This window comes from Streptomyces sp. M-16, assembly GCF_052114405.1.
GTDB lineage: Bacteria > Actinomycetota > Actinomycetes > Streptomycetales > Streptomycetaceae > Streptomyces.
Genome location: NZ_JBFRER010000077.1, coordinates 17562 through 33354, shown reverse-complemented (window position 1 = coordinate 33354; position 15793 = coordinate 17562). Strand labels below are relative to the sequence as shown.

Genomic DNA, 15793 nt, shown 5'->3' with positions numbered 1-15793 from the left:
CCGTCGGCCCGTCGGCCCGCCGCCCGTCGGCCCGTCGGCCTGTGGCCCCGTGGCCCGTCGGCCCCTCGTAGCCGTTCGGCCGTCGCCCCTCCGCCCCTCCGCCCCGCCGGTCCGTGGCCTGCCGCCCCGTCGTCCCGCCGGTCCCTGGGGGTGTCGGGGCGTCGAGGGTGTCGTGCGGGTGCCGGGGTTCCGGCCCGTCGGGTGCCTTCCGGATCGCCTGGGGGGCGCCCCGCGCCCCGCACCCCGGCCGGGACGGAGACCGGTTGGGCTCCGCCCCGGCACCCGCCGCCTCGCCGCCCAGGCACCCGCCACCGCCCCGCCGCGCTGCCACCCTCGCCTACCCGCCGCCGCCCCGGCACTCCGCCGTGCCGCCCTGGCACCCCGGCACTCCGCCCCGCCACCCCGGCACTCCACGCCCCGTCACCCCGTCGCCCCGCCGGGTGGGCGAGGGTGGCGTGTCGGCGCAGGGGTTCCGGGGCCGCGGGGTGTCTTCCGGATCTCCGGGGCCGTGCCCCGTGCCCCGAACCCCGGAGGGACGGAGACCGGTTCCGGGTGCCGGGCCGGGGTGGGAGGGGTGGCGACGGACACAGGTCGGGGGCGGGCAATCGTGGGTATGCTCGCGGCCATGCCCCAGCCCCCTTCCGCCGCATCGCGGGACGAACCCGTCATACGGGAACGCGGTGACGCCTGCCCCGGCGCGCTGCGCCTGCACGCGGCCGACGACGGGTTCCTGGCGCGCATCCGGATCCCCGGCGGACTCCTCGACGGACCCGCCGCCCTGCTGCTGGCCGACGCCGCCGAACGGCTCGGCGACGGCCACCTCGACCTCACCTCGCGCGGCAACGCGCAGTTGCGCGGCCTCGGCGAGAGCTGCGGCGGGGAGCTGGCGGAGCTGCTGGACCGGGCCGGGCTGCTCCCCGCCCCCTCCCACGAGCGGGTCCGCAACGTCGTCGCGTCACCGCTGAGCGGACTCGACGCGTCCGGGCTGCCCGACGTCTCCGGCTGGGTGCCGCTGCTGGACCGGCTGTTGTGCGCGGATCCGGGCGCGGCCCGGCTGTCGGGCCGGTTCCTGTTCGCCCTCGACGACGGGCGCGGCGACGTGGCCCCCCTCGCCGGTGACGTGACGCTGACCGCGTGCGGGGACGGTGCCCTGGTGTGGACCGCCGGTTCCCCGGAAGGCGTCCTGGTGGCGGCCGGTGACGCCCCCCGGGCCGCCCTGGTCGCCGCGAACCTCTTCCTCGACGCCGTCGCGCGCGCCGGGACCCGGGCCTGGCGGGTGACCGAGCTGCCCGCCGAACACGCCCTGGACGTACGGGCGTTGAGCGAGCGGCTGGCTGCCGCCGGGATTCCGGGGCGAGTGGCCGGCGTCCCCGCACCCCGGCTGGACACGGGGCCCGGGCCCGGTACTCCCGCGCCCGAYGCCGCCGACGGGCATCGGTCCTGTACTCCCGCGTCCCGCCCCGCCGACGGGCATCGGCCTGGCACCTCCGCGCCCGACGCCGCCGACGGCCATCGGCCCGGCACCCCCGCGCCCGACGCCGCCGACGGGAGCCGGTCCCGCACCCCCCGGGCCGACGCCGAGGCCGGGCCCGGCACCCCCGCGTCCCGCCCCGTCGACGCCGAGGCCGGCCCCAGCACTCCCGCGCCCCGCACAGCCGCCGAGAGCCGGTCCCACGCCCACACCCCCCGCGCCGCCGACGGGCCCGCCCCCGGGATCGTGTCCGGACCGGGGGGCGCTGCCGCGCTGTCCGTGCTCGCACCCCTCGGGCGGCTGACCGCCGCCCAGTGGCGGCTGCTGGCCGGGCTCAGCGGCCGGATGCGGCTGACCCCCTGGCGCGGGGTCGTCGTCCCCGGCCTGACGCACCGTACGGCGGGCCCCGCGCTCGACGCCCTCGCCGCGGCCGGGCTCGTCACCGCGCCCGGCGATCCCCGACGGTCCGTCACCGCCTGCACCGGGCGGCCCGGTTGCGCCAAGTCCCGGGCCGACGTACGCGCCGACGCGCGGGCCCTCGCCGCGCGGACGGCCGGCCCGCTGCCCGTGCACTGGTCCGGATGCGAGCGGCGCTGCGGGCACCCGAGGGGCACCGCCTGGGTGGACCTGGTCGCCACTCCGGACGGGTACGAGATCTCCGCGCCCGGGCGGCCCGCCGCCCCGGCCGCGCACGCAGACCTGGCGGCGGCCCTCACGGCCGCCCGCAGCACCACCCCATCACCGTCGCTGTGAAGAAATGAGCGAGTACACCGTGTTCGAGTACGAGAAGGACGGCGCCGCGATCTACCGCCAGTCCTTTGCCACGATCCGCGCCGAGGCGGACCTCTCCGGGCTGCCCGCCTCCGTCGCCCAGGTCGCGGTGCGCATGATTCACGCCTGCGGGATGACGGACCTGCCCCAGGACCTCGGCTACACCCCCGAGGTCGTGCTCCGGGCGCGCGCCGCGCTGGCCGCGGGCGCGCCGATCCTGTGCGACGTGCAGATGGTGGCGAGCGGGGTCACCCGCAAGCGGCTGCCCGCCGACAACGAGGTGATCTGCACCCTCTCCGACCCGGCCGTGCCGGAACTCGCCGCGAAGATGGGCACCACGCGCAGCGCCGCCGCCCTCGAAGTCTGGCGCGACCGGGGCCTGTTGGAGGGCTCCGTGATCGCCGTCGGCAACGCGCCCACCGCGCTGTTCCGGCTGCTGGAGATGATCGAGGAGGGCGCCCCGCGCCCGGCCGCCGTGATCGGCGTGCCCGTCGGCTTCATCGGCGCCGCCGAGTCCAAGGACGCCCTCGCCGCCCACGCCTCGGGCCTCGACCACCTGATCGTGCGGGGCCGGCGCGGCGGCAGCGCCATCGCGGCCGCCGCCGTCAACGCGATCGCGAGCGAGGAAGAATGAGCACCAGCGCCACCCCGGGCAAGCTGTACGGCGTCGGACTCGGCCCCGGCGACCCCTCCCTGATGACCCTGCGGGCCGCCGAGGTGATCGCCGAGGCGGACGTCATCGCCTACCACAGCGCCCGCCACGGCCGTTCCATCGCCCGTTCGATCGCCGCGAAGCACCTGCGCTCCGACCACGTCGAGGAGCCGCTGGTCTACCCGGTCACCACCGAGACCACCGACCACCCCGGCGGCTACCAGGGCGCGATGGAGGAGTTCTACGAGGCCTCCGCCGCCCGCCTCGCCGCGCATCTGGACGCGGGCCGCACCGTGGCCGTGCTCGCCGAGGGGGACCCGCTCTTCTACGGCTCGTACATGCACATGCACAAGCGGCTCGCGGACCGGTACGAAGCCGAGGTGATCCCCGGCGTCACCTCCGTGAGCGCCGCCGCGGCCCGGCTCGGCACCCCGCTCGTCGAGGGCGAGGAGGTGCTGACGATCCTGCCCGGCACCCTGCCGGAGGAGGAGCTCACCGCGCGCCTCGCCGCCACCGACTCCGCCGTCGTCATGAAGCTCGGCCGCACCTTCCCCGGCGTGCGCCGGGCGATGGAGGCCAGCGGGCGGCTGCCCGAGGCCCGTTACGTGGAACGGGCCACGATGGAGGGCGAGCGCACCGGCGTCCTCGCCGACACCGACCCGGACACCGTGCCGTACTTCGCCGTGGCCGTCGTGCCCAGCCGGATCGGCAACCCGGGCAGCGTGCCGTCCGGCCCCGGGGAGGTCGCCGTCGTCGGCACCGGGCCCGCCGGACCGCTGTGGCTGACCGCCGAGACCCGGCGGGCACTGGCCGACGCCGAGGTCCTCGTCGGGTACACCACCTACCTGGACCGGGTGCCGGTCAAGCCGGGCCAGGTGCGGCACGGCTCCGACAACAAGGTGGAGTCCGAGCGGGCCGAGTTCGCCCTCGACCTCGCCCGGCGCGGCAAGCGGGTCGTCGTGGTCTCCGGCGGGGACCCCGGCGTCTTCGCCATGGCCACCGCCGTCCTGGAGGTCGCCGGCCAGCCCGAGTACGCGGCCGTGCCCGTACGGGTGCTGCCGGGCGTGACCGCGGCCAACGCGGCGGCCGCCGCGGCGGGCGCCCCCCTCGGCCACGACTACGCCACCATCTCGCTGTCCGACCGGCTCAAGCCGTGGGAGGTCATCGCGGAGCGGCTGCGCGCCGCGGCCGCCGCCGACCTGGTGCTCGCCCTGTACAACCCGGGCTCGCGCAGCCGGACCTGGCAGGTGGCGCAGGCCAAGGAGCTGCTGCTGGAGCTGCGTTCGCCGCAGACCCCGGTGGTCGTCGCGCGGGACGTGGGCGGCCCGGAGCAGTCGGTGCGGATCCTCACCCTGGACGCGCTGGAGCCGGCCGAGGTGGACATGCGCACGATCCTGCTGATCGGCTCCTCGCAGACCCGGGTGACCGAGCGGCCCGACGGCTCCCGGGTGACCTGGACCCCGCGCCGCTACGCGTGACCGTGCCCGCCTGAACCCCCGGGCGCGGGGCGCGGGGGCCCCGGCGGGGTCCCGCGCCCGGGGGAGGGGAGCGGAAGGCCCGCGCGGGTCAGCCCGCGCAGCCCGCCAGGGCGTCGGCGCAGCCCTGGACGGCCTCGGGGTCCAGGGTGAGCAGCTGCCACGACAGCACCCCGACCGGCGGCGAGTCGTCCTGCGGCTTCGGTTCGATCTGCGCGGTCAGCGGGGCGCCCGCCGGGAGGTTGAGCCGGGTGACCTCCCCGGCGGAGCACGCCACGTCGAAGGTGCGGTCGCCGTGCCCGCCCTCCCGGGACAGTGCGAGGGTGACGTGCGTCTCCTCCTCGCTGTCGCAGGCGATGTCGAAGCGGTACGGGCGCTCCCCGCCGGTCTCCAGGGTCTTCTCCAGCCCGGAGCGCAGGAACCCGGTGCCCCGCGCCGTCACCCGGCCCTCCCCGGCCCCCTTGCCGAGGCTCTCGTCGGCACGCTGCAGGGCGTCGTCGGGCGCCCATGCTCTGGGGGCCGCTTTCTCGCCGCATCCGGTGACGAGCGCCGTGACGGCCAGGATCAGGACGAGGGAGTGACGTATCCGCATTCCCTCAGCCTAGAGGGTGCGGCGGCAGGCCGGGACCGGCCGGAAGAGCCCGTTTCACCAGGGACTTCGGTCCCGCCGGCCACCCCGCCGGGCCGCACCGCCCGCGGCCGGGCCCTACGTGTCGAGCCAGCGCAGGGCCGCCTCCACCGACGCGGCCTCGGCGACCCCCCGCGGGACCGCGGGGCGGCGTACGACGAGGACCGGGATCCCGGCCTCCCGGGCGGCGGTGAGCTTGGGGGCCGTCGCGGACCCGCCGCTGTCCTTGGTGACCAACAGGTCGATACGGTGCCGGGCGAGCAGCTCCCGCTCGTCCTCCAGCGTGAACGGACCCCGCTCCAGGAGCACTTCGAGGCGCGGCGGCACCGGTCCGGCCGGAGGATCCACCGAGCGCACCAGGAACCAGGGCCCGGTGAGGTGCGCGAAGGTGTGCAGGCCCATCCGTCCCGTCGTCAGGAACACCCGGCGGGCCTCCAGTTCCGGCAGCAGCGCGGCCGCCCCGGCGAGGGAGTCCGCGAACGTCCAGGCGTCGCCCGGACCAGGGGTCCAGCCGGGGCGGCGCAGCGCCAGCAGCGGCACGCCCGTGAGCGCCTCGGCCTCGCTGGCGTGGAAGCTCATCCGCTCCGCGAAGGGGTGCGTGGCGTCCACGACGTGGGTGACGTCGTGGCCCACGATCCAGCCGGCCAGCCCGGCGATACCGCCGAACCCGCCGATCCGGGTCTCGCCCGGCGGCAGCACCGGCGCGGCGACCCGGCCCGCCAGCGAGGTCGTCACCCGGTACGCGGGGTGGTGCTCCAGCGCCTCCGCGAGCCGGCGGGCCTCCGTCGTGCCGCCCAGGATCAGGACGTGCGCCCGGGAACGGTCAGCAGACATGCCGGTCGCGCTCGGGGGAGTACAGGTGGCTGTCCGGGAACTGCTCCGCGCCCAGCGTGCGGCCCACGATGATGACGGCGGTGCGCACCAGCCCCGCCTCCTTCACCCGCGGCGCGATGTCGGCCAGGGTGCCGCGCAGGATCAGCTCGTCGGGGCGGCTGGCCATCGCGACCACCGCCACCGGGCACTCGGCGCCGTAGTGCGGCAGCAGCTCCTCCACCACCCGGTCGACGTACCGGGTGGCCAGGTGCAGCACCAGCAGGGCCCCGCTGCGGCCGAGCGTGGCCAGGTCCTCGCCGGGCGGCATCGGCGTGGCCTGCTGGGCGATCCGGGTCAGGATCACCGTCTGGCCGACGGTGGGCACCGTCAGCTCCCGCTTGAGGGCGGCCGCCGCCGCGGCGAAGGCCGGGACGCCCGGGACCACCTCGTACGGGATCCCGGCCGCGTCGAGGCGCCGCATCTGCTCGGCCACCGCGCTGAAGACCGACGGGTCCCCGGAGTGCAGCCGCGCCACGTCCAGGCCCGCCTCGTGGGCGCGTACGCACTCGGCGACGATCTGGTCCAGGTTCAGCTGCGCCGTGTCGACCAGGCGGGCGTCCGGCGGGCACTCGGCGAGCAGCTCGCGCGGGACGAGGCTGCCCGCGTACAGGCAGACGGGGGCGGCGGCCAGGGTCCGCGCACCGCGCACCGTGATCAGGTCGGCGGCGCCGGGGCCCGCTCCGATGAAGTACACGGTCATGTCTGATCCTTCTCCTTGGTAACCGACCATTGGGTGACCGCCATCGCCTGCCGCCAGCCCGTGAAGCCGCCGACCGGCACGGCGTGCGAGACGGCCAGCTTCACCAGGTCGCCGCCGTGGCGCCGGTAGCGCTCCGCGAGCACCGCCTCCGACTCCAGGGTGACCGTGTTGACCACCAGCCGGCCGCCGGGGGCCAGTGCCGCCCAGGCCGCGTCCAGCAGTCCGGGCGCGGTCAGCCCGCCGCCGATGAACACCGCGTCGGGGGCCGGGAGTCCCTCCAGGGCCGCCGGGGCGGCGCCGACCACCACGCGCAGTCCGGGCACGCCGAGCGCGTCCGCGTTACGGGTGATGCGCGTGGCCCGCTCCGGTACGCGTTCCACCGCCACCGCCCGGCAGGACGGGTGCGTCCGCATCCACTCGATGCCGATGGACCCGGAGCCGCCGCCGATGTCCCAGAGGAGCTCGCCGGGGGCCGGGGCCAGCGCGCACAGCGTCGCGGCGCGCACGTGCCGCTTGGTGAGCTGCCCGTCGTGCTCGTACGCGGCGTCGGGCAGGCCGGGGGTCGCGCCGAGTCGGGGAGCCGGATGGGTGCGGTCGCGGCGGCACTCGACGGCGACCACGTTCAGGGGGGCGCCCGGCGGCCGGTCCCAGTGCTCCGCGACGCCCTCGTACGCGTCCTCGTCCTCGGAACCCAGCTGTTCCAGCACCCGCATCCGGCTCGGGCCGAAGCCGCGCCCGCGCAGCAGGGCGGCGATCTCGCCGGGGCTGCCGGCACCGGCGCTGAGCACCAGGACCCGCCGGCCCTCGTGCAGCGCGGCCGTGAGCCGGGCCACCGGGCGGCCGACCACCGTCACCACCTCGGTGTCCTCGACCGGCCAGCCCAGGCGGGCGCACGCGTAGGACACGGAGGAGGGGTGGGGGTGGATCCGCAGGGCGTCCGGGCCCAGTTCCTCGCAGAGCGCGCGGCCGATCCCGTAGAACATCGGGTCGCCGCTGGCCAGTACCGCGATCCGGCGCCCCGCGTGCTCGGCCATCAGCTTCGGCACGGCCGGGCGCAGCGGGCTCGGCCAGGCCACCCGCAGCCCGGCGCAGGGGTCGGGCGGCAGCAGGTCCAGCTGTCGGGGCCCGCCGATCAGCACCTCGGCCGAGGCCAGCGCGGAACGCGCGCCGGCGGTGAGCCCGGCCCAGCCGTCGGCGCCGAGGCCGACCACCGTCACGGGGAGGGGAGGTGCTGCGGAGCTCACGGAGAGGTACCTCGGGGGCGGGAGAAGGGGGAACGCGAGGGACGGCTCCGCAGCTTACCGGTGGCTCCGCCGGGCCCCCGGTGGCAGGGTGACCTGGGCGGGAGCGGCACCGCGGGGGCCTCTGGCCCCGGCTTCTCCCTGGCCCCCCGGCTTGGCCCCGGCCCCCGGCTTGGCCCTGGGCCCCGGCTTGGCCCCGGCCCCCGGTTTGTCCCTGGGCCCCGGCTTGGCCCCGGCCCCCGGTTTGTCCCTGGCTCCCCCGCATGTCCCTGGCCCCCGGCCTTGCCCCCGCCCCCCTGGCTTGGCCCTGGCCCCCGCCCCCCGGCTTGGCCGGCCCCCGCCCTGGCCGGCCCCCGGCCCCGGGGCGGGATCCGGGCAGGGCCCCCGCCCCGGCCCAGGGAGGGCGGGGGTCCTGAGGGGCGGGGGCGGGCGCTGAGTAGGGTGGCGGTGACCGTCCAAGACCGCGCATCCGTGCCCAGGGAGCCGCCGTGACCGGCTGGAACGCCACGCACATCCCCGACCAGAGCGGCCGGACCGCCGTCGTGACCGGGGCAAACAGCGGCATCGGCTACGTCACCGCCCGCGAGCTCGCGCGCCACGGTGCGGCCGTGACCCTGGCCTGCCGCAGCGCCGCGCGCGGGCGGGCGGCGGTGATCCGGCTGCGCGGCGAAGTGCCCGGCGCCGAGGTGGAGTTCGCCCCGCTGGACCTGGCCGACCTGTCCTCCGTACGGGAGTTCGCGCGGGCCTTCGGGCAGCGCCGGCCCCGCCTGGACCTGCTGGTCAACAACGCCGGGGTGATGGCGCTGCCGTACGGGCGGACCACCGACGGGTTCGAGACGCAGTTCGGCGTGAACCACCTCGGGCACTTCGCCCTGACCGGACTGCTGCTGCCGAGGCTGCGGGCGGCCGGCCCCGGCGCCCGGATCGTCAACGTCTCCAGCGGTTTCCACGTGCTCGGCGACGTACGCCCCGAGGACCTCGACCCCGATCCCGCCCGGGGCGCGGACGGCTACCGCCGCTGGATCGCCTACGGCCGTTCCAAGTCGGCCAACCTGCTCTTCACCCACGAACTCGCCCGGCGTTTCACCGCCGCCGGTGCCACGGTCACCGCCGCTGCGGCGCACCCCGGCTACGCCAACACCAACCTGCACGCCGGGGCCTCCGCCCAGGAGGGCCGCACGCTCGCCTCCCGCGTCATGGCCCTCGGCAACGGCTTGCTCGCCCAGCCCGCCGCCTCGGGCGCCCTGCCCACCCTCTACGCGGCCACCGCGCCCGGCGTCGGCCAGGACGCGTTCTTCGGCCCCCGGCTGGGCTGGCGCGGCGCGCCCGCGCCGTCCTGGCGGGCGGGCCGCACCCTCGACGACGCGGCGGGCGAACGGCTCTGGGCCGCCTCCGAGAAGCTCACGGGGGTCTCGTACGCGTCGCTGCCGCGCTGACGGCACGGGGGGCCGGCTCACCCGCGCCCGGACCTGCTGCCCGTCCGCCGGCGCGGGGCGCGGGCAGGTGCCGATGACGATGACGGCGAGCATCCCGAGCGCGATGACGACGTGGAGCATTTGCCGTACGCGCTCGGTCACCGGGCCCTGCTCGGCTGCTCGCCCAGGGCCGAGGCGAGGTTGCGCAGGATGCGGGCCAGGGCGCGCGCGTGGTTCCAGTTCGCGTGGTCGCCCCGTCCCGTCGGGCCGGCGTCGACGAAGTACGTCCACTCGGCCAGGGCGGATCCGGCGCGCTCGGTCCGCCGCTCGCCGTGGATCGCGGCCACCTCGGCGCGCAGCGCCTCCCCGCCGGTGATCAGGTCGTCGACGAGCCGGGCCACGGCCTCGGCGTCCGGCCGGTCCGAGTAGGGCACCAGTGCCCGCCCGATGAGCCGCTGGATGTCCGAACCGCCAGGATTCATGCGGGTGCTCCTACCCGTCGTCGGCGTGTGGTGGGACGACGGTAGGGGCCACTGCGTGACGGCAGGGGCACGGATCGTGCCCCCTCCGTCACGTCACGCGGTCAGCATGCCGAGACGGGTGGCCAGCTCGGAGGCCCGTCGTCGGCGCCGGGGGGATTTGGCTTCGGCCTCCTCCAGGATGATCCGGCGGGCGTGCCCGTTGTACCGGACGGTCTCCGGCGCCGCTTCGTGGGCCTGTTCCAGCGTGGCCAGGGCCACGTCGGGCTGGGCGTCGAGGTGGTACGCGCGGGCCTGCTCGATCCGGTGCCGGGCCCGGCGCGGCCGGGACGGGATCGCCTCGGCCTCCGCGCGGGCGGCCTGCCGCGCCGACTCCCCACCGGCATGCAGTTCCACGGCCACGGTCACCGCGTGCGCGCCGATGACCGCGCGCGAGAACGACGTGACCGGGTGGAAGTAGCCGGTGGGCAGGGATTCGGCGAGGGCGCGGGCGTCGTCCCAGTACCGCCACGCCGTACCCGTCTGCCCGCGGCGCGCCGCCGTCAGCCCGGCCTCGACGGTCAGGGCCCCGGCGACCGCGCGGACGTCCGTGCCGGCGTCGGGCAGGAGGGGCTCCAGGTGCCGGAGGGTTTCCAGGGTGACGGCGTCCGCGGCGTCCAAGTGCGCGTTCTCGCGGTGTGCCTGGGTGGTCAGCCATGCGGCGAGGCCGATGGCGTGTGGGTCCTCGGAGTCCTGCGCGGCCGTCATGCCGCGTTCCGCGACGCGCCAGACCAGCGGTGCATCGGGCTGGTAGGCGCAGAAGAACTGGGCCAGGAAGTAGGTCTCCGCCAACCGGGCCTGGGCGGCCTTGCGGTCGGCGATCGTCGCGGCGGCCCTGACCGCGGACTGTGCGTCCCGGATCAGGTCCGGCAGCAACGCGCCGATGACGTCGCGGTGGTTCGGCGCGGCGTGCCGGGCCTGCCACGCCCTCGACAGGCGGGCCGAGAGGTGCGCGGCGGACGGAGCACCGCGGTCGCCACCGCCGAGCCGGAGCGAGTTGAGGGCCTCGCGGACCGCGGCGAACCGCGGGTGGCCGGGGCCGGTGAACAGGTTGACCCGCATGGACTGGTCCCCCGTGAGGTCGGACAGGTCCCGGACGCGGAGTACCTCGGCGATCCGCAGGATCACCGGCAGCGTCGGCGTCTTCAGCCGACCCGTCTCGACGGCCTTCACCCAGGACCCGGATCGGCCGACGAGGCCGCCGAGTTGGTCGCGGGTGAGACCTCTGCGGGTGCGGAGGATCTGCATTCTCTGGCCGAGCACCAGCGGGTCGCGGTACGGGTCCGGGGTAGCATCGGTAGACATGGCGGCCTTGCCCCTCTCCTTGCAGCTCGTCCCTGCCAGGGTAGGGGGCAGGGCCTTTTCCGTGTGGTCCGGACGAAGCACCTCTTCCGCGGCCCGTGGGCCGGAGAGAGGGCACCAGGCGCCTCGGGGGAGGTCGTACCGCCGGACCCCCGGCCGGTGTTGGCGACGGCCCCGGACGGCGTCCGTTCGCGCTGCCGTGCCTCCGTCCGCCCCCGGCGTGCCTCCGTCCGCCCCGGCCGGGGGCTCACCGCGAGGGTTGGGGCCGCCGGACACTCGCACCATGGACGACACCCCGGACAACCACTCAGAAGGCCGCGACCACGCGGTCGTGCTCGGCGCGGGCCTGGCCGGTCTGCTGACGGCGCGGGTGCTCGCGGAGCGGTTCGCGCGGGTCACCGTCGTGGAGCGGGACGAACTTCCCGGCGAAGGACCGGAGTTCCGGCCCGGCGTCCCGCAGTCCCGGCACGCGCACGTGCTGTGGGCGCGGGGGCTGGAGGCGATGGAGCGGCTGCTGCCCGGGATCACCGGGGAGCTGACGGCGGGCGGGGCCGCCCTGCTGGACTCGCCCCGCGACTTCCTCTGGCTGAGCCCCGCCGACTGGTTCGGGCCGCTGCCCGGTACCCGGGTGCTGCTCGCCAGCCGGGAGCTGACCGAGTGGACGCTGCGCCGGGCCGTGTTGCGCGACCCGCGGATCCAGGTGCGTACGGGCCGCCTGGCCACCGGGCTCGTCGCCGGGGCCGACGGCCGCTCCGTCGCCGGGGTGACCCTGCGCGAGGACGGCCCCGTACGCGCCGGGCTCGTCGTCGACGCCACCGGCCGCACGTCCAAGACCCCGGCCTGGCTGGCCGCCCTGGGCCTCCCCGCCCCGGCCGTCACCCGCTACGACTCCCACCTCGGCTACTCCAGCCGCACCTACCGGATCCCGCCGGACCCGGCGCGCCGCTGGCAGGGCATGTACGTGCAGGGCCGCCCGGACAGCCCGCGCGGCGGCGTCCTCGTGCCGGTGGACGGCGACCGCTGGCTGGTCACCCTCATCGGCAACGGCGAACACGCCCCGCCCACCAAGGACCCCGGATTCCTGGAGTTCGCCCGCGGCCTGCGCAGCCCCGCCCTGTACGACGCCGTCCGCGACGCGGAGCCGCTGTCCGAGCCCGCCGGTTTCCGCGGCACCGCCAACGAATGGCGGCACTACGAGCGCCTGGAGCGGCTGCCCGACGGCCTCCTGGTGACCGGGGACGCGGGCTGCCGCTTCAACCCGGTGTACGGGCACGGGATGACCGTGGCCGCCCTGGGGGCGGAGGCCCTGCGCGAGGCCCTCGCCGGGCTGGCGGCGGACCGGATCCCGGCCGCGTCCCGCGAACTCCAGCGGCGCACCGCCACGGCGGCCTCCGTCGCCTGGCAGATCGCCACCAGCGAGGACCTGCGCTACCCCGGCACCGAGGGCCCGCCGCCCGACCGCGCCACCCGGGTCCTCCAGCACTACATGTCCCGGGTGATGGTCGGAGCGAACACCGACCCCGAGCTCTCGGCGCCCTTCTTCGGAGTCCTCTCGCTGACGGAGCCGCCCACCACCCTGCTCAGCCCGTGGACCGTGCTCCGCGTCCTGTCCAAGTGGCGCCTTCCCACGTCCCCGCAGGCCCCGGCCTACCCACCCCATCACCCGTCACCCGGCACGACCTAGAGGCGGGGGTGCGGGCGGCGGCGGAGCGGCGGTCGCTCAGAAGTCGCCGGGCGGCAGCGGCAGGGGGAGTCCGGGCAGGCCGTCGAGGCTCTGGGCGAGCAGTTCCTTCAAGCGCGGGTCGTCACGGAAGACGGGCGCGCCCCGGCCGTGCACCCGCACGATGTCGGGCGCTCCCTGGAAGGCGCACCACATCACCGTGATCCGGTCCAACGAACGAACCCGGTCCGGGGTGGACCTGGGTGCACCCCCGCCCGGGTGTCGGGTGCAGTGTCCGGGGCCGCCGTGCCCGGCATCGTCGTACCCGTCGGGAAACGGACGGACGGGCGGGACGGTCATGGCGGGGGTGCACGGCGTGGAACGGGTGGGGCGCGGCGGGACGTGGGGTGCGGCGGGGGTGTTCACCGCGGTGGCCTTCGTGGCGGCCGGGGTGCTGGGGGCGGTGCAGCCGGCCACCGGCGTGCCCACCGAGGTGGTGCAGCTGACCCAGTTCGGGCCGGCCGCGGGGGTGGGCGCGACCGCCCTGTACCGGTGGCGGCGGACCCGCGAACTGCTGCGGGGCGGAGGCCGGCGCGGGGGCGGCGGGCGGGCGGTGGCCCTCCTCGGGTCGGCCGCCTTGATCGTCGCGCTCACCGTGGGCGCGTACGGGACGCTCCGCGGGGGCGTCGGCTTCACTCCGCCGGGCGCCCTGCACCACCCCTTCGCCCTGATCGCGGCGGCACAACTGGTGGGGGCGTGCGGAGAGGAGATCGGCTGGCGCTGCTTCCTCCAGCCGCTGCTGCGGACCCGGTTCGGGATCCTCGCCTCGTCGGTGACGGTGGGCGTGGTGTGGGGTGCCTGGCACGTACCGGTCTTCGCGCAGGCCCCGGCCTACGCCGCGGGCTTCCTCGTCGCCACCGTGGCCATGTCGGTCGTCCTGGGCGTGGCCCTCGACCGTACGGGCGGTCCGTACCGGCTGCTGCTCGCGGGCGGCTTCCACACGCTCGTCAACCTCGGACTGCTCCTCTGCATGGACGAGGAGTCGGGGGCGGTCACGCCGATGCTCTGCTTCGGGCTCTCCTGCCTCGCGGTGGCCCTGGCGTGGGTGCGGCGGCGCGCGTCGGCGGCGGCCCCCGTGCCCGCGTCGGCGGCGGCCCCGGCGCCCGCGTCGGAGGCCGCGCCCGCGCCGACTACCCTGCACGGGAAATGAGTTCGATCGCCGCCCGCTCCCGCGCGGGGACCCTCCACGCCCTGACCGCCGTCGGCCGCTGCCACCTGGCCGGACTGCTCGGCCTGGCGGTGGTGGCCTGCGTGGGACCGGCCGTCGTCGGCGCGCTGCTGTTGCTGCCCGTCGGAATCGGCCACCGGCTGCTGCCGCCCGCCGCGGCCGTGCTGCGCCGGTGCGCCGACCGGGCCCGGGAGCGGGCCGCGCGCTGGTCGGGGGTGCCGGTCAGCCCGCCCGCCCCGCTCCCGCGGACGACGGGGGCCCGCGCGGTCCTGGCCGACGCCGGGTTCTGGCGCGACCTGGGCTGGGCGTGGCTGGAGCCCCTGGCCGGCGGCCCGCTGCTCGCCGTGCCCCCGTCGCTCCTCGTGTACGGGGCGTTCGGGGCGTTCGTCCAGCCGTTCGTGTGGCGGCTGCTGGGCGACGGCAACTGGTACGCGTTCGTCCCCGTGCACAGCACCGCCGGCATGCTCGCGGCGCTGCTCCTGGGCCTCGCCCTCACGGCCGCCGGTCTCCTCCTGGCCCCCGCGGTGCTGCGCCTGCACGCGCGCTGGAGCCGGCTGCTCCTCGCCGCGCCCCGCACCACCGAACTCGTCCGCCGCATCGAGCAGTTGACGGACACCCGGGCCGTCGCGCTGGACGGCCGGGCGGACGAGCTCCGGCGCATCGAACGGGACCTGCACGACGGGGCCCAGGCCCGGCTCGTCGCGCTCGGGATGCGCCTCGACGGCGCGACGCGCCTGCTGCACGATCCGCCGGCCGCCCGCGCCGCGCTGCTGGAGGCGCGCGAACTGTCCGCACGGGCCCTGGAGGACCTGCGCGACCTGGTCCGGGGCATCCAGCCGCCGATCCTCACCGACCGGGGCCTGGGCGATGCCGTGCGCTCGCTGGCCCTCGACAGCTTCCTCGACGTGCACGTCGAGGTCCGCCTGGCGGGACGGCTGCCGGCCGCGGTCGAATCAGCCGCCTACTTCGCGGTCAACGAGCTGCTGGCCAACGCGGCGAAACACTCCGGCGGCTACCGCGTCGACATCGTCCTCGCCCATGGCGAGGGGCGGCTGCGCGTCACCGTCACCGACGACGGGCGCGGCGGGGCGGATCCCGCCCGGGGGACCGGACTGCTCGGCGTCCGGGCCCGATTGGCTACCTTCGACGGGAGCCTCGCCCTGCACAGCCCGCCGGGCGGACCGACCACAGTGACCCTGGAGATCCCGTGCGCGTCGTCCTTGCCGAAGACCTCTTCCTCCTGAGGGACGCCCTGGTCCGCACGCTCCGGGAGCACGGCTTCGACGTCGTCGCCGCCGTCGACAACGGCCCCTCGCTGCTGCGCGCCCTGCTGGAGGAGAAGCCGGACGTCGCGGTCGTCGACGTACGCCTGCCGCCGACCTTCACCGACGAGGGCCTCCAGGCCGCCCTCGAAGCCCGCCGCCACCATCGCGGGCTGCCCGTCCTCGTCCTGTCCCAGTACGTCGACCAGCTCTACGCGAACGAGCTCCTGGCGAGCGACGACGGGGGCGTGGGCTACCTCCTCAAGGACCGGGTCACCGACACCGGCCAGTTCGTCGACGCCGTACGGCGCGTCGCCGCGGGCGGCACCGTCCTGGACCCGAAGGTGATCGGCCGGCTGCTGTCGCGCGGCGACGCCCGGGGCACCATCTCCGCCCTCACCCCACGGGAACGCGACGTCCTGGAACTGATGGCGGAGGGCCGCTCGAACACCGCCGTCGCGGCGGCCCTCCACTTCAGCGAGAGCGCGGTCGCCAAGCACACCGCGAGCATCTTCGCCAAACTCGGCATCGCCCCGTCCACCGAGGACAACCGCCGGGTCCTGGCCGTCCTCGCGTACCTGCGCCGGTAGCCGGGCC

At 76.7% G+C, this 15793-nt stretch carries 15 protein-coding genes; 8 read left to right on the top strand and 7 right to left on the bottom strand.

Annotated features, from left to right (window positions below):
• The first annotated feature begins 625 nt into the window (after positions 1–625).
• The 3 genes from cobG to AB4039_RS28580 are packed head-to-tail and all read left to right on the top strand — an operon-like array spanning position 626 to position 4372.
• Positions 626–2224, top strand: a complete 1599-nt coding sequence (cobG, locus tag AB4039_RS28590) for a precorrin-3B synthase (RefSeq protein ID WP_442272152.1) — start codon at positions 626–628, stop codon at positions 2222–2224.
• Between the two features lie 4 nt (positions 2225–2228).
• The gene (locus AB4039_RS28585; RefSeq protein WP_266843378.1) at positions 2229–2876 is read left to right on the top strand and encodes a precorrin-8X methylmutase; all 648 of its coding nucleotides are present in this window, start codon (positions 2229–2231) and stop codon (positions 2874–2876) included.
• Positions 2873–4372: a precorrin-2 C(20)-methyltransferase gene (locus tag AB4039_RS28580; protein WP_266843379.1), complete on the top strand. Its 1500-nt coding sequence runs from the start codon at positions 2873–2875 to the stop codon at positions 4370–4372. The genes AB4039_RS28585 and AB4039_RS28580 overlap by 4 nt, the downstream gene beginning before the upstream one ends.
• 88 nt (positions 4373–4460) lie before the next feature.
• Here the strand turns inward: AB4039_RS28580 and AB4039_RS28575 are convergent, their stop codons facing one another.
• From AB4039_RS28575 to cbiE, 4 genes are all read right to left on the bottom strand, one after another.
• Complete coding sequence (locus AB4039_RS28575) at positions 4461–4961, bottom strand: hypothetical protein (protein WP_266843380.1); 501 nt, start codon at positions 4959–4961, stop codon at positions 4461–4463.
• A 114-nt stretch (positions 4962–5075) separates the two neighbouring features.
• Positions 5076–5831 carry a cobalt-precorrin-6A reductase gene (locus AB4039_RS28570; protein ID WP_266843381.1) on the bottom strand — a complete coding sequence of 252 codons (756 nt, stop codon included), beginning with the start codon at positions 5829–5831 and terminating at the stop codon, positions 5076–5078.
• Positions 5821–6570, bottom strand: coding sequence for a precorrin-4 C(11)-methyltransferase (cobM, locus tag AB4039_RS28565; RefSeq protein WP_266843382.1), 750 nt, complete (start codon positions 6568–6570; stop codon positions 5821–5823). The genes AB4039_RS28570 and cobM overlap by 11 nt, the downstream gene beginning before the upstream one ends.
• On the bottom strand, positions 6567–7814 hold the full coding sequence (gene cbiE, locus AB4039_RS28560) for a precorrin-6y C5,15-methyltransferase (decarboxylating) subunit CbiE (RefSeq protein ID WP_266843383.1): 1248 nt from the start codon (positions 7812–7814) through the stop codon (positions 6567–6569). The genes cobM and cbiE overlap by 4 nt, the downstream gene beginning before the upstream one ends.
• A 485-nt stretch (positions 7815–8299) precedes the next feature.
• Here cbiE and AB4039_RS28555 point away from each other — a divergent pair, with 485 nt between their 5' ends.
• The gene (locus AB4039_RS28555; RefSeq protein ID WP_266843384.1) at positions 8300–9247 is read left to right on the top strand and encodes an oxidoreductase; all 948 of its coding nucleotides are present in this window, start codon (positions 8300–8302) and stop codon (positions 9245–9247) included.
• Between the two features lie 137 nt (positions 9248–9384).
• On the opposite strand, the gene AB4039_RS28550 is transcribed toward AB4039_RS28555, so the two are convergent.
• Together AB4039_RS28550 and AB4039_RS28545 are read right to left on the bottom strand one after the other, a co-directional pair.
• Positions 9385–9708, bottom strand: coding sequence for a DUF6415 family natural product biosynthesis protein (locus tag AB4039_RS28550; RefSeq protein ID WP_442272151.1), 324 nt, complete (start codon positions 9706–9708; stop codon positions 9385–9387).
• A 93-nt stretch (positions 9709–9801) separates the two neighbouring features.
• Positions 9802–11049: a helix-turn-helix domain-containing protein gene (locus AB4039_RS28545; RefSeq protein WP_442272150.1), complete on the bottom strand. Its 1248-nt coding sequence runs from the start codon at positions 11047–11049 to the stop codon at positions 9802–9804.
• A gap of 280 nt (positions 11050–11329) precedes the next feature.
• Between AB4039_RS28545 and AB4039_RS28540 the strand changes: the two genes are divergently transcribed.
• Positions 11330–12730, top strand: coding sequence for an FAD-dependent oxidoreductase (locus tag AB4039_RS28540; RefSeq protein ID WP_266843387.1), 1401 nt, complete (start codon positions 11330–11332; stop codon positions 12728–12730).
• Between the two features lie 36 nt (positions 12731–12766).
• Here the strand turns inward: AB4039_RS28540 and AB4039_RS28535 are convergent, their stop codons facing one another.
• Entirely contained in the window at positions 12767–12940 is a 174-nt protein-coding gene (locus AB4039_RS28535; protein WP_266844179.1) for a hypothetical protein, read from the bottom strand.
• Between the two features lie 124 nt (positions 12941–13064).
• Between AB4039_RS28535 and AB4039_RS28530 the strand changes: the two genes are divergently transcribed.
• From AB4039_RS28530 to AB4039_RS28520, 3 genes are read left to right on the top strand one after another with little or no spacing between them, the layout of a single operon-like run.
• Positions 13065–13916, top strand: a complete 852-nt coding sequence (locus AB4039_RS28530; RefSeq protein WP_442272149.1) for a CPBP family intramembrane glutamic endopeptidase — start codon at positions 13065–13067, stop codon at positions 13914–13916.
• Positions 13913–15178, top strand: a complete 1266-nt coding sequence (locus AB4039_RS28525) for a sensor domain-containing protein (RefSeq protein ID WP_266843389.1) — start codon at positions 13913–13915, stop codon at positions 15176–15178. Before AB4039_RS28530 ends, AB4039_RS28525 begins: the two co-directional genes overlap by 4 nt.
• The gene (locus AB4039_RS28520; RefSeq protein ID WP_266843390.1) at positions 15142–15786 is read left to right on the top strand and encodes a response regulator transcription factor; all 645 of its coding nucleotides are present in this window, start codon (positions 15142–15144) and stop codon (positions 15784–15786) included. The genes AB4039_RS28525 and AB4039_RS28520 overlap by 37 nt, the downstream gene beginning before the upstream one ends.
• Positions 15787–15793 lie beyond the last annotated feature (7 nt).